The 21,552-nt window shown below is 40.1% G+C and carries 17 protein-coding genes and 2 tRNA genes; 7 read left to right on the top strand and 12 right to left on the bottom strand.

The genetic code is table 11. From position 1 onward, the window contains the following. Positions 1 to 81: 81 nt before the first annotated feature. Together OQX64_RS18885 and OQX64_RS18880 are read right to left on the bottom strand one after the other, a co-directional pair. Positions 82 to 2,322, bottom strand: coding sequence for a trypsin-like peptidase domain-containing protein (locus tag OQX64_RS18885; RefSeq protein WP_265819934.1), 2,241 nt, complete (start codon positions 2,320 to 2,322; stop codon positions 82 to 84). A 34-nt stretch (positions 2,323 to 2,356) separates the two neighbouring features. Next, complete coding sequence (locus OQX64_RS18880; RefSeq protein ID WP_265819933.1) at positions 2,357 to 3,544, bottom strand: glycoside hydrolase family 30 beta sandwich domain-containing protein; 1,188 nt, start codon at positions 3,542 to 3,544, stop codon at positions 2,357 to 2,359. A 1,088-nt stretch (positions 3,545 to 4,632) separates the two neighbouring features. Here OQX64_RS18880 and OQX64_RS18875 point away from each other — a divergent pair. From OQX64_RS18875 to OQX64_RS18860, 4 genes are all read left to right on the top strand, one after another. Beyond that, positions 4,633 to 4,705, top strand: a tRNA-Met gene (locus tag OQX64_RS18875). Between the two features lie 87 nt (positions 4,706 to 4,792). Continuing rightward, positions 4,793 to 4,864: transfer RNA gene (locus OQX64_RS18870), tRNA-Glu, on the top strand. Positions 4,865 to 5,082: 218 nt separating this feature from the next. Further along, positions 5,083 to 5,391 (top strand): hypothetical protein, encoded by a 309-nt coding sequence (locus tag OQX64_RS18865; protein ID WP_265819932.1) that lies wholly within the window; start codon positions 5,083 to 5,085, stop codon positions 5,389 to 5,391. 270 nt (positions 5,392 to 5,661) lie between these two features. Then, a complete protein-coding gene (locus OQX64_RS18860) occupies positions 5,662 to 6,690 on the top strand; it encodes a hypothetical protein (RefSeq protein WP_265819931.1) in 1,029 nt (342 codons plus the stop codon). A gap of 44 nt (positions 6,691 to 6,734) precedes the next feature. Here OQX64_RS18860 and OQX64_RS18855 read toward each other — a convergent pair whose 3' ends face one another. From OQX64_RS18855 to OQX64_RS18835, 5 genes are all read right to left on the bottom strand, one after another. Further along, positions 6,735 to 7,898 carry an AMP-binding protein gene (locus tag OQX64_RS18855; RefSeq protein ID WP_265819930.1) on the bottom strand — a complete coding sequence of 388 codons (1,164 nt, stop codon included), beginning with the start codon at positions 7,896 to 7,898 and terminating at the stop codon, positions 6,735 to 6,737. Then, complete coding sequence (locus OQX64_RS18850) at positions 7,895 to 8,824, bottom strand: glycosyltransferase family 2 protein (protein ID WP_265819929.1); 930 nt, start codon at positions 8,822 to 8,824, stop codon at positions 7,895 to 7,897. The genes OQX64_RS18855 and OQX64_RS18850 overlap by 4 nt, the downstream gene beginning before the upstream one ends. Continuing rightward, positions 8,821 to 10,068, bottom strand: a complete 1,248-nt coding sequence (locus OQX64_RS18845; protein WP_265819928.1) for a hypothetical protein — start codon at positions 10,066 to 10,068, stop codon at positions 8,821 to 8,823. The genes OQX64_RS18850 and OQX64_RS18845 overlap by 4 nt, the downstream gene beginning before the upstream one ends. A gap of 3 nt (positions 10,069 to 10,071) precedes the next feature. Then, positions 10,072 to 10,896, bottom strand: coding sequence for a hypothetical protein (locus OQX64_RS18840; protein ID WP_265819927.1), 825 nt, complete (start codon positions 10,894 to 10,896; stop codon positions 10,072 to 10,074). A gap of 569 nt (positions 10,897 to 11,465) precedes the next feature. Next, positions 11,466 to 12,572 carry a hypothetical protein gene (locus tag OQX64_RS18835; RefSeq protein ID WP_265819926.1) on the bottom strand — a complete coding sequence of 369 codons (1,107 nt, stop codon included), beginning with the start codon at positions 12,570 to 12,572 and terminating at the stop codon, positions 11,466 to 11,468. Between the two features lie 98 nt (positions 12,573 to 12,670). Here OQX64_RS18835 and OQX64_RS18830 point away from each other — a divergent pair, with 98 nt between their 5' ends. Next, positions 12,671 to 12,793, top strand: coding sequence for a hypothetical protein (locus OQX64_RS18830; RefSeq protein ID WP_256387648.1), 123 nt, complete (start codon positions 12,671 to 12,673; stop codon positions 12,791 to 12,793). 40 nt (positions 12,794 to 12,833) lie between these two features. Here OQX64_RS18830 and OQX64_RS18825 read toward each other — a convergent pair whose 3' ends face one another. Beyond that, on the bottom strand, positions 12,834 to 13,586 hold the full coding sequence (locus tag OQX64_RS18825; RefSeq protein WP_265819925.1) for a LytR/AlgR family response regulator transcription factor: 753 nt from the start codon (positions 13,584 to 13,586) through the stop codon (positions 12,834 to 12,836). Positions 13,587 to 14,077: 491 nt separating this feature from the next. Between OQX64_RS18825 and OQX64_RS18820 the strand changes: the two genes are divergently transcribed. Further along, the gene (locus tag OQX64_RS18820) at positions 14,078 to 14,416 is read left to right on the top strand and encodes a hypothetical protein (protein WP_265819924.1); all 339 of its coding nucleotides are present in this window, start codon (positions 14,078 to 14,080) and stop codon (positions 14,414 to 14,416) included. Positions 14,417 to 14,466: 50 nt separating this feature from the next. Here OQX64_RS18820 and OQX64_RS18815 read toward each other — a convergent pair whose 3' ends face one another. From OQX64_RS18815 to OQX64_RS18805, 3 genes are read right to left on the bottom strand one after another with little or no spacing between them, the layout of a single operon-like run. Beyond that, complete coding sequence (locus tag OQX64_RS18815; RefSeq protein ID WP_265819923.1) at positions 14,467 to 15,831, bottom strand: RagB/SusD family nutrient uptake outer membrane protein; 1,365 nt, start codon at positions 15,829 to 15,831, stop codon at positions 14,467 to 14,469. An 11-nt stretch (positions 15,832 to 15,842) separates the two neighbouring features. Beyond that, positions 15,843 to 19,019 (bottom strand): SusC/RagA family TonB-linked outer membrane protein, encoded by a 3,177-nt coding sequence (locus tag OQX64_RS18810; protein ID WP_265819922.1) that lies wholly within the window; start codon positions 19,017 to 19,019, stop codon positions 15,843 to 15,845. A gap of 32 nt (positions 19,020 to 19,051) precedes the next feature. Beyond that, on the bottom strand, positions 19,052 to 19,843 hold the full coding sequence (locus OQX64_RS18805) for a TlpA family protein disulfide reductase (protein ID WP_265819921.1): 792 nt from the start codon (positions 19,841 to 19,843) through the stop codon (positions 19,052 to 19,054). Positions 19,844 to 20,798: 955 nt separating this feature from the next. On the opposite strand from OQX64_RS18805, the gene OQX64_RS18800 reads away from it, so the two are divergent. Further along, positions 20,799 to 21,074, top strand: a complete 276-nt coding sequence (locus OQX64_RS18800) for a helix-turn-helix domain-containing protein (RefSeq protein WP_088299537.1) — start codon at positions 20,799 to 20,801, stop codon at positions 21,072 to 21,074. Positions 21,075 to 21,093: 19 nt separating this feature from the next. Here OQX64_RS18800 and OQX64_RS18795 read toward each other — a convergent pair whose 3' ends face one another. Continuing rightward, the gene (locus OQX64_RS18795; RefSeq protein ID WP_265819920.1) at positions 21,094 to 21,414 is read right to left on the bottom strand and encodes an FAD-dependent oxidoreductase; all 321 of its coding nucleotides are present in this window, start codon (positions 21,412 to 21,414) and stop codon (positions 21,094 to 21,096) included. Between the last annotated feature and the right edge of the window lie 138 nt (positions 21,415 to 21,552).

Raw genomic sequence — 21,552 nt, 5'->3', positions numbered from 1 at the left:
AAAGTTCAGGATGGTAGGTTTTGCGTACTTAAGTCCTGTTGAATAAGGCTATATTTGAGCCGTTGCTATGCAAGGCTTGGATTAGTTGGCCACCACAAATTTGGATGACAGTTGCATGCCCGAGCCCTTTACAACCAAGATATATAACCCTGGTGAAAGATTGAAATAAATACGTTTAGATACCTCTGAGGGTTGATAGTTTACAGCATGCCTGCGGCCACTTATATCATAGCAGTCAATTTCTTCAATCGTAAATGCCAGCGGCACCTTAATATTTATATATTGACTGCAAGGATTAGGAAACAGCAATAAAGCATCCGGCTGCAATTCATCTGTTTTGCCATAACACTCCACGATGCCAATTGACATGGAAGCGGAGTAATTCATTTTGTCTATTGAATTAATATTATGCCAGGCACCATCATAAACATACATGGTCGACGGACCTGTTTTACCACGATTTGCAGAATGATATACTGCAAACCCATCTTTGTTATCATCCATTAACTGGTAGCCAATATAAAAACCTGAGGTTAATTTTAAAACAGAATCAAGCAAAATGTGATTGACCGCCCCCGCTTTTAGTTCTTTCAAAAAAATACTCTTGGTGTAAATCTCCTGCCCGGGCAGGCTTCCATCTCCCCATATCTTTATTTTTATACTGGATGTTTGACTAAAAGCTCCTAACCGTGCAACATTTAAATAAAAGCCTGGCAAAAGCAAATAGCCAGGTAGGGTGAATTTCTCGGCAAACATGACAGAAGAGGTTGCCGATAAGTAATCGGAAGGCTTTTCGGTCAGGTTGTAAGCTGTTTTTTCGTTAACCCTGATATGAGAAACCGTATCACATTGTTCAGCATTAAACCCATAAGGGTCGTAGCCATCCATAAAACTAGCCCCCAGCTGTACGGGATCAAGTAATTCGATCAGCCTATTTCCTATTTTTGCAACGGAAGTGTATGAGACACTTAACTTATTAAAATAATCGCTGCCTTGCGAATTGCAGGAAGAATACCCGCCTGTTAAACTGCCCACCAGCCTATGTTGTGGGTTGTAAAGCGGAGCTCCTGAAGAACCAGGCGCAGTAGCACCAATATCCCATTTCACAACCTGCCACGAAGAATTGGTGATATAATCGGTATTGAATGTTGCCGAATGAAGTTGATTATAATCTATTGCAATTTGCTTATACCTGCCACCAGGATGATGGATGCAAACACCGGCTTCTGGTTGAATATCCCTTACATCCCAACCTGCATAATAAGGACGAAAAGAGGCCGGAGGTACTTCATTAAGCTTGAGCAGGGAAAAGTCAAGTTGATCAGCTGCGGCCACAAGTTTGGCACCCGAAATGGTCTGGTCGTCACTAATTGATGATTGTTCGCAATCATATTCATAATTAAATATAAACACAGATTCTTCTGCATGACTTTCATCGAAAATGGTATGAAAAGATGTTAGCAGATACGGTTGTTTGTCTTTTGCAGTATTGCCGATAAGTGTACCTGAGCTTAGGTTACCATCAGTAATAATTTTACATACGGCCCTTTTATCGGTTAACCAGTTAATACCATTTTCGCAATTTATATTTTGATTGCAAGAGGCAGAAACATTTTTGGTTCCCGCTTTAAAAATGCCGGTTCTATCTAAATATACTTTCGATAATTGAATGATTCCATAATCAGTTACCTGATGAGGTATATTCAGTTCCAGCATGATTGTATCTCCGGAAACGGGAGCCAATGAGATGTGACTGTTTACACTGCTTTTTTGATGATACTTTCTTAACTGCCTTAAACCTTTGTTGTATACAAACAGCGTGACACCTTTTGATAGCTTCAGTGAATTAAAAGTCAGGTAAATGGAATATGCATTAACGCCATGTATGCCTAAGCGCCAAACCCTGCCCTGTGTGGTTTGATCCCAATGGCCAGAATTTTCAGGGTTAAGGTTAACGTTTACGCGTTCTGCAAACTGATAAGATTTTATACCCGCCGCATCTTGTAATGCATTATGACTCAATAACTCCGCCTTTCCTTTGCTACTGCCGCTTAAGGTTTCGTAATTTTTTAAAGGCGTAATTCCGGCAGCAATGCTCATAGGGATGGCATCATTATAAGTTTGTGCAACCGTACAATAACTGCATGCCAGTATTAACAACAGGACTACAGAATAATAGCGGATAAACTTCATAAACACATTAAGATAAACAAATCCGCTGCATATACTGTTAAAATAGAAATCTGCTTTTTCTTCATTTTTTGGAAATATCAACGGCATGAAACGATAATGTTCCATGCCGTTGAAGGTAGTATCCGGCATTTTTATTGCTTATTACAATAAAACGTACTGCCGGCTAAAATTGGTGAAAGGTAGTAATACTTTTTGCAGGAAGTGTATACGTAAATGCATTACCTGAAACAGGAACTGATCCTATCGAAGACATGTTTTCATTACTCGATGTGCGATGAACATTCAGTGAACCAATACCACTAACGTTAGCAACCGAAAAAGACTGGCTTACTGCAGAAGCACCTGTATTAACAGCGACTATTACCAATCCACCTCCACGGTAGGCCGTTAAATAAACATTAGGGGTAGGATTATAGGTACAGGCTATTCTTTGTTTTCCCGGCCTTATCCATTTGGCAAACTGACCGCCAGTGTAGCCGGCTTTGTAAATTGTACCGCTCTGATTAACCAGGTTAACGCTTGCATCATTATCATTTACCCACCAAAAATAGTAAGCACTAAATTGGTTGTTCATACAATCATTAATGTTTTTAGCTAAAACTAAACAGTTATCCATATTATCACGGCTATTGGCCACATAGTATTCTGTCATCCAAATACGTTTTCCCTTATTTAGCGCATTTTGGTGTACATTATTCCCACCACCATAAAGATGCCCGGAAACATAAGAAATTTTAGCAGCAGCGGCAGCATCGTTCAATGTTGGATCAGTATAGGTATCATTAAAATTAATGGCATCAGCACAGGCAATGGGTTTGCCAATATTTGATCCGCCTGCTTTGATAATGTCACGTATCTGGTATCCATCCAAATTGCCATCTTCCGAAGAACCATCAGGCTCATTTTTGATAGATACGAAATCACAATTGATGGCTGAAGCAGCACTACCCAGCCAGTTGCAGAAATTAACATACTGGCTAGACGGAATGGTATTGCCTGAGCGGTAAGCGTCAGGTATTTTCCAGGGGCAGCCTAATACTTTAGCGCCCCGGGCGTGTGCCGCAGCAGCATTGTTCGTTTCATCGGTCCATGCATTATTCTGGTCGAAACGAACCCTTAACAAAGAAAAGCCCAGTGTATTATAAAGTGCATCATTTTTGGCAGCCGTAAGCGTACCACACCACGCGCTGGAAAAGCCCAGCCCGTCAATGGTTTGATAATAGGTATTGCCATCAATGGATGCCAGTCCTTTTAACTGCGGTTCAACATTTTCTACACTTTGCTGCTTTTCTTTTGAACAGCCGTGTAGTAAAAATACCGCAATAGCGATAACACAAATTTTAAATTTCATAATTGCTCGATTAAGGTTTTGTTTAAGATAGATAGTCGCTAATGTTGAAAAATCGTATAAGGTTACTTACTTGAATGCCCCCTCCTTTCTTTTAGTGTCTGAATTTGTTGAGTACAATATATTTTGACAGGTATTTCTGCTGGGCCACAATTGGCAATATGCATGCGGATATTTATAATTATTCATCATCCTATTTATTTGCAATTACCAGCCTCTTAAAAATTTTTCACTAAAACATCAATTAAGCTTATATAAAATCATTAACGATACAACTGTAAATACTTCCTTTTATTTTATTGTTATGCTATAAAAATGCAACATCAAACATCATGTTATACCAAATCATAAAGGACAGATTCAAATCGCTGCATAATTGCAATACTTATCAAGAAATACGCTTTTTGTTTTTGCATTTATTGGCTTAAATACTCATTTACCCAAAAATGAATTCACAAAAAAACTACAGTTAATAATTTTTTATTATACATTTTAATAAATATAAATCCTACATTTTTATTCATTTCAAAATTGAACATATTCAAAATTCAATTATACATTTTTAGCTGGTATAGACATTTAATCTTATGCTAAAAAGGCACTAAAAACCATTTTAACTATTGATTAGCAGTTCAAATGTATAGGCTTATCATTTTAGTTTAGGGTAATAATTATTAAATTAGCAGTTCAAATGTTCAACAAAGATTAACTACACCCATCACCGCTTAAATAATTTTAAATACACATAAGTTAGTAGCACATATGTGATTAATTACATCACGATAATTCTACGAATAAAAGAGCCCATTTAATGCCGTTGTGCGCAAGCTAGGGCTTACCAGGGAAACACTTTGCGGGAATGTGAAATCCAAATTATTTCCGGCAACACCAAGATTGATGATACATGTAGATGAGCAAATTCTTTTTGTATTGTCCTTTTGCAAGGCCAATACAAATCAGCACAAAAATAATCCACTAAAAATCAAGCAGATAATTTAAATATCGAATAAAATTTAGCTAAGCCTTTTGAAAAGCAAAAATATTGTATACCTTTGCACTCCTTCAAACACAGAAAATTTGAAGCTATAGATTGCGGGGTGGAGCAGTTGGTAGCTCGTCGGGCTCATAACCCGAAGGTCGCACGTTCGAGTCGTGTCCCCGCTACTAAAAGTAGTCTGAAGTCATCAGTACCAAGTCCAAAGTCTAGCTGACTCAAAGACGAAGAACTATAAGACTCAGGACTTAAAAAATGGCCCGTTCGTCTAGGGGTGAGGACGCCAGATTTTCATTCTGGAAACAGGGGTTCGATTCCCCTACGGGCTACGATCCCGCTTTACGATAAGTAGAGCGGGATTTTTGCTTTTCATCTAATCCTCTGCGGAAACCAATATTCACAGTATTCTTCATTTGAAATATTTATCATCATTTCGTAAATTGAAATTATATTAACTACCAAATTCCAATGATCAATTTCTTAACAAAAATTATTTTATTAAATATACATCCCCAATTTCACATTATTAACAATTAAAGTTCTCATTATGAGTGATCAAATAAACCCTTACGCCCTTATGGAAAAAGTATTATCAGACAGGGATCTCAAAGTTGAAGAAAAACTAAAATTAATAGATGAACTACGCAAAAATAATCCGGTAACGACAGACCGATGGGCTCCTCGTGTCGCAATCTGGATACTTGGACTGACAGTGATTACGACTGTAATCTGCGTCACTGTAATCATTCTAAATGAAGAAAAAAGCAATGAAGGCTTGATTGCAATTGGTTCTGCAGCAGTTGGGGGACTTGCTGGATTAATTTCACAATCTCCACGTAAAACAGCTGAATCCTAACTTCAAATTAAATAACCCATTGTTCATCTTCGCTTTACTTGATGTACAATATCGAAGCTCCTTTTTGAGCACCATGCAAAATTTAATAGCAAAAGCCATTCAAGATCAAAAATAATGTATAAGAAGCAAAACACCTTGTCTAAATAATTATGTCTCTGATCTTGAATAATTACATTTTAAAGTTTAATTTTATTCAGAAAACATCAGGCATCATTATGCTGATCTAACCATTTAAATTAACACCTCAAACTCTCATCTAAAACGCTACTCATGAGCTCCGTATTCAGAACATCCTATGCACCGGATGTAAAACCCGTGACCGACGATAAATTAAAAGAAATCCTCGCCCAACGAAAATGGCAAACCGTAGAGATTAAAATCTCCCACCAGGACCTGAAAGATCACATCCGTTTTTTGAACGATGCTGTTGTAATCAGAGAAAGCCGGGAGGGTGTTCCACTCATGACTACCACAGGAATTTATGGTCCCATTAAAAAAGGCGATCAGGTGGTTTTAACGCCGAATGAAGGTACCGGAGTAAAGGTTATCTCCACGAACCCGCCTGAAGTCAGCCTGATTGAACAGCTGGAAACCCTTGCAGCAAACCATCAGCACGTTAAAGACGGTAATGCAGTTTTGGTTCATTCCAACTGGGTCAGCAGTGAAGATGGCGGGAAGCTACCCAATCTTGATCCCTCAGCAAACGTATTTGGCGCCACCGGCTCACTGTATGTGAATGAAAATGCAGTCATTTTCCCGGTGCTTGATGTGACCCATCCTGATTATGAGGAAACACTTGCCTTTTACGGCGCAAAATTGCTGAAGCCACAAGAAGCATTTTATCTGGGTTTTGAAGATACCTTATTTGGCATGGAATACGACACCTCTTTACCTGACTACATCCGTAACTATGCCCTCTCACCTATTGGTGGTGGTGGCCTGTTTGTGGAACACCATCCCTTTCCGCATATTTTTCTGCCCAAACCAACTATAAACGGAGAAGTTTTTTGTGAGGCGAAAGTTACACTGGGCCGTAAGGTTGAAGCTGCAGGGAAAAGTGATCCTCAGATCAGGTTTACCACATTCAGGATTCCTGCTGATGGATCAGCACTGGCCATTAAACCCTCTACCATCCACAATGACAGTTTTACCAACGGAAAATTAGCCGTTTTTGTAGCCAATACGCCTGCAGATACGGTGGCTTTCAGGCAAACGGCGCCATTCACCAATATCGTAGTGAAGGATCATGATCCCCAGATCGAAATCCCGCAAACATCGAGCGTTTATTCTGGCACTTAGGTGTTGGAATAGAAATAAAATTAGTAGCCAAGATACTGTTGCAATCAATCCCTGTGATCCACAATCACAGGGGTTTTACCCGTGGTTTCATTGGTATAAAGCTGTAGATCATTGCTTACTAAAACTTCTAAATTTTTCACCTGGTAACCAAATATTTCATAGAGCTGCTGACGTTTTAGTTCCATATATTCTGCTTTGGCCATATCCATAAAATCGGTTACCAGCAAAAATTTTATGCCCGTATGCCCTTCACCTGGAATAATCTGGATCTGGAACCTTTCCACATCCGCTAAAACAGCCTTAAAATCATCCAGGTCATAATTGCACTCGTTAAACATAAACGATTGATGCTCCCGACCTTTTAACTCCAGGTAAGGTTGTCCGTTAATATCAATCCATTTGCCCGCATCACCGGTATTGTATCTAAAAATAGGGAAACGCTTCCGGAACAAATTGCTCACCAGCAAATTGCCATAACCATCAGCATCAGGCGCATGTACTTCAACTACCAGGCCGTCAATCACCCGGAATAACGACGGAGAGTGGCTGTAATCGCACCAGGCCCAGATGCCTGTTTCTGCTGAACCGTACAGTGAATAAATCTGTCGGGTGCCGAAGATCTGTTCAAAAACCCCGATATGCGATGGCGGCAGGAATTCTCCCCCGAACAAAAGATTTTCTATGGATAAATGAAGCTGATTTTTTTTCAGGTATTGGGCAAAAAGAAATAGTTTGGAAGGCGTACCCAGCAATAAATTGGGTTTAAAATGCTGCGCCATATGATAGGCATCTTCATAGGGCAGGCTGGCACTGGCCACCAGGGTGGTTGAACTGCACCTTTCCAGCAGGTCATCCATAATGGCGGCCGTGCGGTACATATCCATGTAGCCAAACAGATTGAGTGCAATGGTTTTCGGCGTAAATACCCCAGCCTGGTTTAAGACTTTGGCCAGTACGGCCCGCTGCTCCAGGTTTTCGGCAATGTCTACAGGAAAAACCAACGGCTTCTGGGTAGAACCACCAGATCGCACCAGGTAAACACCTTTGTCCTCCTGATGCAGATCAAAGTTTTCATGTAACTGCCTGATCAGTTCTTTTTTCCCGATTAGCGGGGCCTTTTGATAGGCCTCATAATCCTGGTAGTGGGATTTGAACAGTTCAGACCGGCGCACAAGCTGATAGTGCGCTTGAAGAAGAGTATCATTCATGATTTAAAATTCATTTTAAGCAGCAAATAGCCCAGGTATGGTTTCAAAAACCGACGGTGATACCATACAAAGCACATTTTCTGATGGTTGGATGTCAAATTTTGCAAGGCATGTTTATACCAGCGTTCACCAATCATACCCATCAATAAGCGATCATGCTTATCACTGCTGTTAATATACCTTGAAATTACCGGTGGCAGTTCAACCTGCTTAAAATGCGTATAGTTTTTCCGCGATAAGCTACCCGGCACTTCATTCACATAAAGATAAGCCCCGGTTTGCAGGGCTATTTTTCCCGGCACATTGTTCACAATTCCTTTGAGCACCCGGTACCAGAAATCAATACCTTCATTTAATTGTGCTTCAGCACTATAGTAGTGACCATTAATCCATTTTCTTCTGGTGATGACATTGCTCCCCACCCCCATAATGAAGTGTGGCGAACTTACTGCCCTTAAAGGGTCCTGAATCAGATAAAGATCCGGTGCAATGGGTTCAATGTATTGTTTTAAGGGATCCAGATCAGGGTATATTTCCCTGCCGGGCATAAAGGTGATGTTGAGTACCATAAAATCGAGTTCATGTCTGCTGAATGCTTCGGCGGCCATTTCAAGCAAGCGCGGATGGTATTCATCATCTGCATCCAAAAAACTGACCAGTGTACTGCTGCTGGCCGCAAAACCAACATTGCGTGCATGGCCTGGTCCCTTATTTTCTGGCAGCTCAATTATTTGTATCCGGCAGGCGCCAAATTCAGTTGTATGATGATGCAAAAACTCACGGGTAATGGAAAGACCATGGTCTGTACTGGCATCATCCACAATAATCAACTCCTCCGGCAGTTTGTGCTGGCGGAGGAGTGATTGCAGCGTTTGAGCAATGTAGGCCGCTTTATTAAATAAGGGAATGATTACAGCATGCGTCATACAGATGATTCAGACATCATGGCCGGGAAAATTACGCCCCTGCCCTGGTGAACATTAACTACATGCTCTGCTGAACCACGAAACAGGCCCGGGCCAAAAGAGTGGCCATTATAACACAATAACATCCCCACCAGATTGATCATAGTCTGCTCCGAACCACTGCCATACTTAAACCAGCGTTGCGGCACATATTGTTGCACCATATATTCCGGCCATTGGTTATCGATAATAGCTGTCCAAACCCCGGCGTCGCAGTCATTTTTTACAAACATATCAATCCCACGGCCACCGCTATTGCGTTTCAATACCCAGTTTAGCGGTGAATGGCTTACTTCTGCCCTTTTCTCAGCGCTATGCAGGTCGTAGGTCGGGATCAGAAAAGACCTTAAAAATCGGTATTCTTCTTCCGACAGATGATCCGACATCATCGCTTCATCATACAAAACCGCCAGGATGCGCTTGTCATGCACCAGAATCAGCGTACGCACATCATTAAAGTAGTTGCCCTGATTGATAATCAGTTTCAACACTTCCGGATCGAAATTGCGCAGTTCCTCCCGGTCCATTTCAAAAATAAACTGACTCACAGGCCGGCCATTTAACATGACGATTCCGTTTTGATGCGTCAGTTGCGAGGGGCTTGCAGAAAGGTAATCCAGCCCCTGTTTACCTAACTCATCCAGCAGGTAAAATACTTCAGTCCCCTTTTCACGGTCGTGCACCAACACAATAGGCGTACTGCTGCTAAATTGATCAAAAATGCTGGCTATAAAATCCTGCTGGGCAGGAACAGCTTCCAGCGATGGCAGCTGACCTTTTGTACCAGCTTCAGTAATGATATTAAGGTAATAACTGATCATCCATCCGTTAATAGGATACCTGGCACCTATTTCACAAATTTTAATGCCGCCATCTTCTGCCTGTAAAAAATCAGGACGGTACATACCCACTTCATAAGGTAGTGCTTGTGCCATTTGCAAAATACGATTCAGTTCTTCATCGAAGTTATAAATGGCACGGATCCTTTCATCTTCAAAGTAGGCATTTACAATACCTGTTAATGCCTTGTTCAAAATCCTGCATAACTGTTCCATCCGCAAAATTTCCCTGCGTTCAACCGCAACAGGCACCGGCGAAAAAGAATCGGCCCCGTTACATGGTATTTCACCCAGGTATTTGATCAGCATTTCATTCAGGAAATCGCTGCTACAAATGGTGTGTCCTGCTATAAGTTCGCCTGTCATTCCTTAAGCAATTTCTTCCATCACCGGTTCTAAACTGGCACTGATAGTTTCCATTACGGCTGCTTTTTTACTTAAATAATCGGCAACAATTTCACGGAGGTCATAATTAGCCAGGCTTACATTCATCGCTTTTACATAGTGATTGATGGCATTCACGGCATAAAAGAAATGGTTTTTCTCTGTTGGGCCGCAGTGTACGGATATCCAGGCCAGGGTATGTTTTAACGTATCTTTATCGAAACCAAAATCATCTTCCAGCCAACGTGTAAACTTAGGCAATATAAATTCTACTTCACCGTGTGTGTAAATTTCATGTACAAGCGTGGTTAATAAGCCAATCATTAAATCTTTGTTGCGCAACGAGTTCTGGTCTTTCCAGTATTTAAAAGTACGGGCACTTGGATCCAGGTATTGCCTTAATAACCAGCCATCATCACCACATGTATTGGTAGCCATCGTATAAAACAAATCAGAATGTAATACCTTTCCTACTACAGCAAGGTCTTCATCCACAATTCTGTTTAAATTGGCCACTGATTTGAAAAGTTGAGCCTCATCGGCTACAGGTGCATTTTTATGGATCAGCATCGTCATGCGGTTACTTAATCCGGCAACAGTAACAGCACTGTTGTTGGTTTGGCTCCAGCTATGGAAAAAGGGTTTAAGATGGTCCCTGTCATGCGGGATTGCCGTCAGTTTGGTAAAACTTTCTTCGATGGTCGTAAAATGTTCTTCCTGTTGCGGAAAATAAGTAAGCAGTTGTTGTTTCAACGGAGATTCCTCCATTCCTTCAAGCACCGGAAGGATAATTGATAATAGATTTTTCACAATTGATTGAGTTAAATTAGAAATAAAAATTTAGATGACTATATAATGAGATGATCTTAATTTTATCTGAAATTGATAAACGAAAGCAGCTTATTATTAAACGTGAAGTGATTATAAATCCTGACTAAAAGGCTAATATTTATAAATAAAAGGCATAACCCCTTAAAAACAAAACGTTAAGTGGCGTTGACAAAAAAACGGCGCGTAAGGATAACGAAAGCAGATAAAGAATGAGCGTATTGCATTGAGTTTGAGCGTTTGGTTTATTTACAAAACAGATTTGTTACACATAGATACAAACTTTATTATAGAAATAAAAAAAATATTTACAAAAATTGTATTTAAAATCCTGCTGTAAATGTACCGTAAGTTTTATAAATTTATTCCTGGCAACCTCAATAAAATATGATGTCCTCTGCTAGCATAAGCTTGGGTTATTTTAAATGTCCATCAAGCAGATTAAAACGAGATAAGGCAGGGGTAACTTTTAGAATAAACCATGGGCTATTTCATTGCAGATTAAATGAATGTATTTAAACCCGCAAATTTAATTATACTACTTGCTGATGCTAAAATACAGCCTCAAAATTTAAGGTATCATGAATAATTTCATATTCAAACCTTACCATCTCTTTTTTGTAAGTAAGCATTTGAACCTTTAATTGTTCAAATGCTACCTTTAAACTACCCGAATCCTCAATACACTGAATATCACTCCCTCTTGAACACAATTGTCCATCTAACATCAAAATAGAAAACTCACCTCTGTTGCTTTGGCTTTTGATCTTGGCAGTTGAAAAGCGGAGCAAAAGTATCGTCAGCGGAATTAATGCCGTAGCGGAAACATCCATATCTTTTATTCCCTTTTCGATTTTTAAACGCAACGGCATTTTTTCGGGAAACATGATCTGATCCATTTTAATCAGGTTGCTAACCAGAACTAATTCTTTCTCCAGCTTAGTGCTCTTCGCCGTATCCGGATCAATATAATAGCGCACTAAATCTGTAGAAAAATAAGAGAAAAGGGCAAGATCAGGATCTTTATCCGCCAGCTTTAAATAAATAAAATTTAAACAACTAAACAGGTGATGCATATTTTGATGTGTATACAATAAGCCGGGAAGCCGTTGTTGCAAGGGGCTCTTGCCATTGGATGACAAGGTAAGCTCATTAAAATAAGACTCCAGTAACATCTGCCTTTGCTGACGTTCTTTAATAAACCTGAATAAATAACAGTAGCCTAATGCACAAAGCATAAAAAACACACCACGGTACAGGTAACCTGAAAATATTTTGATGTTGCTACGCGCTGAACTTTGCTTTACCTCATATTGAATTAATATTACATCATCTAACAAAAATTTCAGCAACATAAAAGCGATTAAACTAACAGCTACACCAAAAGGAATTCGCCACCAGTCATGGAAATCAGATCGCCATGCCCAGTTTAAAATCACCCTGGCAAAAACGTAAAAAAAAGTAACATTTGCGGCCGAATGAAAAACTAAAGCTTTTAAATCAGGCATTTGAAGTTCCATCCCGATGAGCAATAAGTTTTCATATAGTATAAAAACTATCCAGCAGACTATATGAATACGATAATTTTTTACCAATCTCAATAATTTCCTGATTACCCTCATATTCAGTTTCGTATGATCAATATGCCATCTGGTCATAATTTATCTTTTTTATTCCACCATCCAATTAAGTTCGCAGCGGAAATAGAAACCATTTGCAGTATTTATTTCCATTTCTATTATTTATTCAGATCTATATGAAAAAAGCAAAATGCAATTTAGGCGCAAAAACAGTTTTTGTTTTTAAATCAAGAAAGAAGGAAACAAACAAACCATCTACAGACACCAGTATTACCACGAGCGTACTCACCACGCATTAAAGTTTAGTATTGTTATTTATGGTTACGATTTGAAAACCGGTTATGGCCGGTTTTTGAGTATTTTTTGCTGAATATAATTGAAAAAAGCAGTTCGGTATTGCGGACTAATTGACGCCATATAATCATTTTGAAGATAAACAAGGTTAGCGGATACATTCTTGATGGCATTTAACCTAATGATATGCGACTTATGTATTCTCATAAACCGCTTGTCACCTTTAAGGTCGTTCATAACCCTGCCAATCCCGGCGCTCACTACATAATCAGCTTTTGTTGTATAAACATGAACCTGATTTTTCTCTGCACTAAATAAAATGATGCTGGCTACATCTAACCTGAGGTATTGACCTTTTACACCTGTCAATATATATAGTCCGTCATCCGTTACATCAGCTATTAAGCGCACATCTTTTTGATGAAAATGCTGAAGTTGATTAATCTGAGTGAAGGTATCAATCAGATTAATTGCCGTAACAGGCTTAATGAAATATTGCATCGCATTTACTTCAAATGCATCTAAGGAATATTCGCGAAAGGCAGTTACGAAAACGATAAACCGAACTTTTCCCTGAATCCGTTTAGCCAGTTCCAGCCCGGAGAGTAGCGGCATATCAATATCTAAAAAAGCGATGTCAATAACCTCGTTTTGTAGCAGTATATCCCTGAGGGCAAGTTGCGGATCAGTATAGCTTTTTTGGAGGATGAAGCACTGATGATCCTGCAGAAGTGCAGAAAGTATATTGATCGCCTCAAGATCGTCATCAACAACAATACATTGTAATTTTTCGTCCATGAATAAGGAAAATTGAAAGCGTTTCGGATAAAAAACAGGGCGCCCATCATCACTTCATATTCCTTAAAACAGAGGTACATAATGGTTTTATAAATTTAAAAATTAAACCATATTTTCCAAAAAAAGCTGTTTGGAAAATATGGATTGCCAAGGAAAAGCTGCCGAGAAGCTTACATATTGACCCTTAAAAGTTCAGCTTAATAAAGATAGGTACTTCTATTCTCAGCTTTCAGAAATACAATACCTCTTCTGGTACCTGTAATAACCCATTTGAAATAAACAGCCGAATTTTTTATAGAGAAAACAGCGAATTTAGTATAGCAATCGCCAGGCATAATAATGTTCATTGTGTCTGGAAAGAATTGTTGGTTTTTAAGAATTGCGAATCAAACAGAAAGGAGGAAACCAAAAAAACTAAACAACTGATGTGGCATGGCCAGGCCAATGTACATCGATCAGGATTAAAACTTTAAACTAAAATTAAACATGCCATGAATTTAAAAAAATTAAGTTTAGGTCTTGTAGCCCTGATGGGGTTCGGCCTTTTAATCACATTAAACGCTTTTACTTCAGCTTCAAAAAAAAGTTATACCTACTGGCAGTATGAATCGGGAAGCTTAAACGATATCCGCAATGGCGCCAGCTATACGCAGATTAGCGAACCTAATGAATCACCCTGTGCAAATGGCTTAGATCTTCCTTGCGTGTTAAGAGTTGATGAAAGCATCAATACAAAGGATGAGCTGGATACTTACCTTCATAACACTTCAATGTTTCCCTCTTCTGTTGATATTACCAACGCGGCCATTTATAAAAAAGAAGCCGAATAAAATGTAAACATGAAGTCCTATAGGTTTTCTCAAAAACCTATAGGACTGGTTTATTTTGGATTTTGCTGCATCCCTGATAAAGCAATTATATCTTCAGGCAACGGTAAGGCATATCGTAAGCTGTTAGGTTCTAGAATAGTCTTCTCGCCATTTACGGTTCGGCTTAGTACAATACCATCACCCTCCGCATTCCAGCGTTTAATATCTCCCCAGCGCAAGGTTCTGAAAAGCAACTCCTTTCTCCGCTCAACTTTAATTAAAGCCAGTAAAGCCGCTTGTGTAAGGCCGGTGTATGGAGAAAAGGTTCCTTTCCGGTATCGGTTAAGCAACAGAAGATTTAAATCTGCCAGTGCTTCGGTGACCCTGTTTTGTCTTACTAAACACTCAGCCCTGGTTAACAAAAGTTCATCAGTGGCCACGCCATTAAAAATAGATGCCGCACCGGCATAATAACCCTTAAAAATATAAGCATTTCCATTTGTTCTGAAAAATATAGTTTTACGAAGGTCATTAGCGGCATACAGGTTATAAAGTTCCGGATTAATCAATGCCCTGGCCTGGCTTCCCGTTGCAGTGGCTACTGCCTGGCTATCGAAAAGAACCTCGGCATTTTGCTGTGCAACAGGGAAGTTTGCAGATGCATTTAAGGTATTAAAATCCATTAATGTTTTCTGAATTTGCAAGGCACTATCGGCATATCGGCCAGCCTGCACATAATCTCTCATTTGAAGATAAGTTCTGCTCAATAAACCATAAGCTGCTCCTTTAGATGGCCTGGTGGCAGAAATATCTTTAACAGGCAAATCTGCGATTGTAGCTTTAAGGTCGTTCAATACCTGATTATAACTTTCGGCCAGGCTGGCCCTGAAAGATATTTTATTAAAATCTGCATCAAGCCGCAGCGGGATCCCCAGATCTGATGGCGCCGAAGTCGGGTCATAAGCTTTTGTCCAGATGCCAATTACATTCAGAAAAGCCCTTGCCCGGTGAAAACGGGATTGGGCTGCGATGTGTTTCACTTTATCAAGAGGCGTAATGCGATTTCCATTTCGCGCAATGGCATCCAATATAGCATTGCAGATATAAATCGTCTCAAAAGAGGATGCCCAATGCAGGGATAAAGGTGCAAAATTATTTTCCGCCTTCCACAGATAAAGATTCCGGTCTTGTTCAGTACGGGCATTGAATACCTCATTTGTTACATAATAATCATCCGTACATGAATTGGCTACGCCCGGATCATTAAAGTTCATTTTAAGATAGTAATCCAGCAGCGCCTGCATATCTTCCGTTGTTTCAATCGTAGCCAGCTGCTGATCGGGCTTTTCATCCAGATATTTTTTACAGCCAGAAAAGCATAGAAGAATTAAAAATCCCATAATCGGGTAGAACATTGTTTTTTGATATCTTTTCATCTTTTATTCCTTTAGAAGTTAATTCTGCATCCGGCAGATATGGTTTTGGCAGGGCGTAGTATGGTCGGACTGGCATAATCCGGATCGATTCCTTTTTTATTGGCCCGCCAGAGCATACCGAGGTTAGTGGTATTCAAATAAAATTCAGCATCGCGAATGGCCTTTCCAAGCCATTTCCCGGGTAATTTGTAACCCAGGTTGGCATATTGGAAACGGATGTGATCACCCCGTTCTACCAAAGCTTCAGAACCAGCATAAAAAGCATCACGTGCTGAATTATTCGGATAAATAAAAGCCGGAACATCGGTAATTAACTCATCACCAGCCTTCTGCCAGTGCAAGCCATAATCATTATGGCCAACGCCACTATTTACTAATCTGCTGTAATTGATGCTTTGACGCCTGAAATAATATCCTAGTTTAAAGCTTAGGCTGAGCTGTAAACTAAAACCTTTATAGCTAAAGCGGTTTTGCAAATTGCCGAAAACCGTTGGCAGTGCAGAACCAAATAATTTAAGTTCATCCAGCGAAGTACCGGTTTGCGTAATCTTGCCATAATCTTTACTAACCTCCCCCTTAAGAAAGGCTATAGGATCACCGGCAGCATCAAGCCCCGGACTTTTAAAGGCATAGATACTGTAAACCGGGCTGCCCACAATACCACTAATGTTGGCTGTTGTGCTGCCCACCCAATCGGAAGCACTATTACTAAGCTGGTAATAATCAGTTACCTTTGTTTTATTGGCACTGAGGTTTAAGGTACTTTGCCACTTTAATAATCCTTGGGTGTTAAGGCTGTTTAACTGAAGATCAATGCCCCTTCCTTCCATTGAGGCGACATTTTTAGTAATAAAGTTGCCCACTCCGGTAGTATAATCTACCGGATAAACCCCCAAAAGATCTTTCCCCCGTTTAAGGTAGCCGTCAATACTGCCCGATAAGCGACCGCTCAGCGCATTAAAATCCAGGCCAAGGTTAATCGTTTGTACGGTTTCCCATTTCAAATCCGGATTGGCTTTTTTGTCAATAATGGCGTATGGTGCCTGTGAATAAACCGATGTACCTACATATTGTATAGTGGTAAGCCCAGCCTGGTTCGGATCGGCATTGCCGCTAAAGCCATAACTTAATCTCAGTTTCATAAAATCGATGGCTTTCAAATGGTAAAACCCAGCCTTTGAAATGATCCATCCGATACCGGCCGACCATAATGGCTTCCATTTATCGTTGGTATTTATCCCGAAAAAATTTGTAGCATCCCTGCGTGCACTTCCATACAGCAAATATTGTTCACGGTAATCGTAACTGATATTGCCATATGCACTTACATAACGGTTTTGTGTTTGACTGATGCCCTGCCGATCAGGAATATAGGAACTGCTACCAGTAACATAATTCGGAAAGGCGGTGGTATAATCTACCTGTGTAATGCTCAGGGTATTGGTATTTAAACCATAACTTCTGAAATGATCTCCATTATTTATTTGTTCTCTTCGTTCTGCACCAAGCATTACATCAATACCATGAGCAGCAAATTTTTTAGTATAGTTTAACTGTGCCCTTAAATCCTGCGCCCGGAGTAAAGATGCAGAACGATCATTAATGCTGCCCGGCGGAACCTTATAAACAGCTGTGCCGGTATTGCTCAATTGCGTAAATGCATTAATCAGATTACGTGTGGTAAAGCTGCCCATTTCCTGCAACAGGTTGCTATTGCCCGATTGCCTTTGTAAGCGGTAAAGGAGTGTAGCCGAGAGGCCGTTCCATTTATAGTTTAACCCTGTATTGATATTTAAATCATCAAAATGGCCTTTAGTTTGCTGATAGGCATCATCATTAAGCGGATAATAATGCCAGTCCAGCAATTTCAATCCGTTTAAACTATTGATATAATTCAGGCTATAATTTTTAGCTACTGGCAGGGCATTACCGTTTTCATCTGCAAAGCTGGCATACGGATAAAGGCTGCCGGTAGCAGAGGTAATACTGCCATAACCTGTTTTGCCCGTTAAGGTATTGCTTCCGGTGTATAGCAGGCTTAAATCAAGCTTAAGGTTTTGCAGCAGGTTAAAATTAAGGCCATAGCGCAGGCTGAGGCGATCGCTTTTTACATTTAATTCAGAACGGCTTTGGTCATAACCTGCCGAGGTGGTCCACCCGAAACCCTTCCCGCCTGATGCAGCCTGCACATAGTATTGTTGTGTGTAACCGTTTTGATAAAAGTATTTTGTAAAATCATCCCTTACATCCTTTTTTCGGTATTCTGCAATACGGAGGTCTTTATCTGCCTGGCTAATGGTATTATTATACATTAATTCTACCACCGGAGAGAGTACCGGCTTGTTTGGACTAGTATAATTGGCCAGGTAAAACCCTTTTTGAAAAAGGTTCAGTTCTACATCAATAAAATCGCTGCTGCTCATTTGCGGCAACCGGTAAAGATCAGGTGCCTGCTTAAAGCTTTGATTTAAATTGGCACTGATGCTGAGTGGCTGATTGTATTTACCTTTTTTAGTTTGAATGACAATGACACCGTTACCTGCACGGCTGCCCCATATAGAAGTAGCTGCTGCATCCTTTAAGATGCTGATACTCTCCACATCATTCGGATTCAGGTTATCCAGACTGCCTTCGTAAGGGAAGTTATCCAAAACTACGAGTACATTTCCTGGTCCACTGAATGTGCTTACACCGCGGATATTAATGCGCTCCCGATTAAAGCTTTCACGGTCTACACTTAATCCGTTACCCACGGCTTCCAACCTGCGCATAATATTACTGCCCACTTGTTCATTTAGTACAGCGCCACTAATTTGCTGGTAAGCGCCCGTTAATTTTTCCTTACCCACTTTTTGGTAACCAGTATTTACGGTTACTTCTTCCAGCTGATGTATAGCCGGTATCAATTCAAAACGAACAGATTGGCCAGCGAAACGAATAACCGTATCTAACGTGCTGTAATTAAGCAGGCTGATTTTAAAATGGTGAGGCCCGCTGCTTAAACCTAAAGAAAACTGTCCGTTACGGTCACTTTGTACATTTAATTTCCCCTGATCAATAATGATGGTGGCATTTGGCAACGCACTTCCATCAGCCCTGCTCACAACGCTTCCTGTAAACCGCTGTTGCGCCCTTGAATTTGCAATGCTACAAAAGAAAATCAGGAGGGCGATAATATAAGATTTCATAATTTGTTTGGTTTAGTTGAAATTTTGATGGTTTATGGAGTGCTTCCTTTTAAGCGTTGCTGGCGATCGAGAATGGCATTAAAGTTTCCCTTCTGCATAAATTCACTTCCACTTGCGGCCAGGATATATCCGCCGGCTATCCAGATATAATGTGGTACGGTGCCGTGCACAAAATATCTGCTTAATGTAGTATCAGCCATAACTGTTACCAGCTGATCATTAAAGCGCTTCATGGTGGCGACAATCTTTTCAGGTGTATCGCGGGTGCTTTTGGCGTCTACCAGCAGTACTATGGCCTGCCCTTCGTATTCTTTCTGCAGGCTATCCATGTATTTAAACTTATGGGTACAACTGCTGCACCATGTTGCCCAGAAATCGAGAATCAATAACTGGTTTTTATATCGGAGCAGGCTTTGCCGGGTGGTTTTTCCTTTTGCATACACCAGGTGCTCCTGTGTCCAGAAGCTTTCTGGTAATTTGCTGCCAACCTGCTGTGGCTTAATCTCTGCTGCCATATTTTGTGCATTTGTAGGAATAGTAGCGCAGCAGCAGAAAAAAAGTAGTATGATAGTGATTTCTTTGCTTCGTTTAATCCATTCCAGTTTAATTTCTGCAAAGGAGAGTTCGGCCAGCAAACTCAATTCACGTGAGCGTATAGAACGTTTCTGCCCCCTTGCTATTTTCTTGCTGAAGATGATGGGTGCCTGATGCCTGGTAATCTGGTCTGAAATGGCATCCGCAGCTATGCGTTTAATGCTTTCTTTTCTGAAATTTTTAAGGCATAGCCATGCCCTTACGGCTATTGCCGTTATTTTTTGAATCATAATGGTTTGTTTTAATTCAGCCGGTAAAGCCTGGTTAATTTTCCTGCGCGATCTGTTTTCTTAAAGAAAGAAACCAGCAGGTTTTAATTACCGCAGTTTTAATGTGCTGAAAGCTTAGGTTATGGTTTGGTATTGCCTTAGGTTTTAACAACAGGCATGCCGCCGGTGGTATGCTAATGGCTGTATCTGTTATTTATGCAGCATGATGCATAACCTAAAATGTGTTACCCTGCAATAAGCGCAGGATAAACACATATTTAGGGTTCGCCCTTAAATTTTAAATGCCTGCATTTTTCCAAATGATTGATGTACCTGTATGTCCTGTGAAGAAAATAGCAGATACCGCCAGCGCCTGATGCTGTTTTAACAAATTACCTGGTTTTGTTTCAAGTTTCACAAAACCCGGCTGCTTCACCGCTGTTATACCTCTAAATCAGCATGTGAAAGCAGCGCAGGGATTGTGCTCTAAACTAAACAGGATTTTTTGGTTTCAAAGCAAACAAATAATTGAAAGGACATTTTTGGGGATGATGACCATACATGGGATGTTTAAACATAAAGCTGAACGTAAAACCAAGTGCCGCGCCGGGATGAAGCGGGGAATTTAACTGTACTTGTTTTACCTGTGGGTTCATACTTATATTGATCAAATACAAGCCTTGACAAATCAGCTTTCACAATACATGTGAGGCCGCAAACCATCACTACATTAAAGTTTCTGACGCCTTACATTGAAATGGATTTACAGCAGCCCCACATCTATTTCGATGTACAAATATATACAACTACACATAGATATGGGTATTAAACTGCTGTCTTGCTTCAACGGCGTCAGATTCTGTAGTTGCAAGACTTTTATTAATACCTAGTTATAATACACGAATATAGCTTTCATTATTTATTATTCCAAATTTGGAATAATAAATATTTAATTATTAAAGTCTTTTTGTCAATAATGGCTGAACAGTATATTGATAAGGAGATTTTAGTACTCATCAGGGCAAGGCTTTGGGAAATTTCCCAGTCGAAAAAAATTACTTTGGAAGATATTCAGGATCGGACTGGCTTCAGCTACAGCCAGGTTTACCGTATTGTGCGGGGAGAAAACAATATTTCAGTTAGTGGCTTGTTTGCCGTATGCAAGGCACTTGAAGTTCAGCCAGCTGAAGTATTTAATTTTGAAATTGCCATCCCTAAATATCCAGATGTCAGAAAACAACGGAAAGGGTAAACCTTACAGATTATAAAACCTACAAGGTTTGTGAACTAAACCGTGCACCGATTACCTGCTCACACAATCCAAAAGATAAAGTCATACCGTTACCGCCTAAACCATTAATAATGGTTATACCTGGTGCTATCGCCATAACCAGTTCGGTTTCGCCGTTTTTCATTTTCGGATAAATGCCATTCCAGGTTTGGATGATGCTGTTATCTTTAAAATGAGTAAAGGTTTTCAAATATTTTATAATCAGCTGGTTGATAAAATCCTTGTCGAAAGGATTATGAACCAGGCCATACTCATGCGAATCGCAGATGGTAATTTCTCCGGTATGGTTTTGGCCGGCCATTCCCCTATCGGTTGGTGTCTCACCAACCGAAATATTAACCCGAAAAATCCTATATTGCTTTTATTGTCCCTCTAATCTAAAAAAAGTATTATGAGTATTTTTCACAAAAGACAGGGACAAATGGATTATAATTATCCT

The sequence above is a fragment of the Pedobacter sp. GR22-10 genome (genome assembly GCF_026239715.1).
GTDB lineage: Bacteria > Bacteroidota > Bacteroidia > Sphingobacteriales > Sphingobacteriaceae > Pedobacter.
This window is presented reverse-complemented; position numbering and strand designations above follow the sequence as displayed.

Coding starts and splice junctions, on each gene's coding strand:
- OQX64_RS18885 (WP_265819934.1), bottom strand. CDS start 2,322: ATGCCGGATACTACCTTCAACGGCATGGAACATTATCGTTTCATGCCG.
- OQX64_RS18880 (WP_265819933.1), bottom strand. CDS start 3,544: ATGAAATTTAAAATTTGTGTTATCGCTATTGCGGTATTTTTACTACAC.
- OQX64_RS18865 (WP_265819932.1), top strand. CDS start 5,083: ATGAGTGATCAAATAAACCCTTACGCCCTTATGGAAAAAGTATTATCA.
- OQX64_RS18860 (WP_265819931.1), top strand. CDS start 5,662: ATGAGCTCCGTATTCAGAACATCCTATGCACCGGATGTAAAACCCGTG.
- OQX64_RS18855 (WP_265819930.1), bottom strand. CDS start 7,898: ATGAATGATACTCTTCTTCAAGCGCACTATCAGCTTGTGCGCCGGTCT.
- OQX64_RS18850 (WP_265819929.1), bottom strand. CDS start 8,824: ATGACGCATGCTGTAATCATTCCCTTATTTAATAAAGCGGCCTACATT.
- OQX64_RS18845 (WP_265819928.1), bottom strand. CDS start 10,068: ATGACAGGCGAACTTATAGCAGGACACACCATTTGTAGCAGCGATTTC.
- OQX64_RS18835 (WP_265819926.1), bottom strand. CDS start 12,572: ATGACCAGATGGCATATTGATCATACGAAACTGAATATGAGGGTAATC.
- OQX64_RS18830 (WP_256387648.1), top strand. CDS start 12,671: ATGAAAAAAGCAAAATGCAATTTAGGCGCAAAAACAGTTTTTGTTTTT.
- OQX64_RS18825 (WP_265819925.1), bottom strand. CDS start 13,586: ATGGACGAAAAATTACAATGTATTGTTGTTGATGACGATCTTGAGGCG.
- OQX64_RS18820 (WP_265819924.1), top strand. CDS start 14,078: ATGAATTTAAAAAAATTAAGTTTAGGTCTTGTAGCCCTGATGGGGTTC.
- OQX64_RS18815 (WP_265819923.1), bottom strand. CDS start 15,831: ATGAAAAGATATCAAAAAACAATGTTCTACCCGATTATGGGATTTTTA.
- OQX64_RS18810 (WP_265819922.1), bottom strand. CDS start 19,019: ATGAAATCTTATATTATCGCCCTCCTGATTTTCTTTTGTAGCATTGCA.
- OQX64_RS18805 (WP_265819921.1), bottom strand. CDS start 19,843: ATGATTCAAAAAATAACGGCAATAGCCGTAAGGGCATGGCTATGCCTT.
- OQX64_RS18800 (WP_088299537.1), top strand. CDS start 20,799: ATGGCTGAACAGTATATTGATAAGGAGATTTTAGTACTCATCAGGGCA.
- OQX64_RS18795 (WP_265819920.1), bottom strand. CDS start 21,414: ATGGCCGGCCAAAACCATACCGGAGAAATTACCATCTGCGATTCGCAT.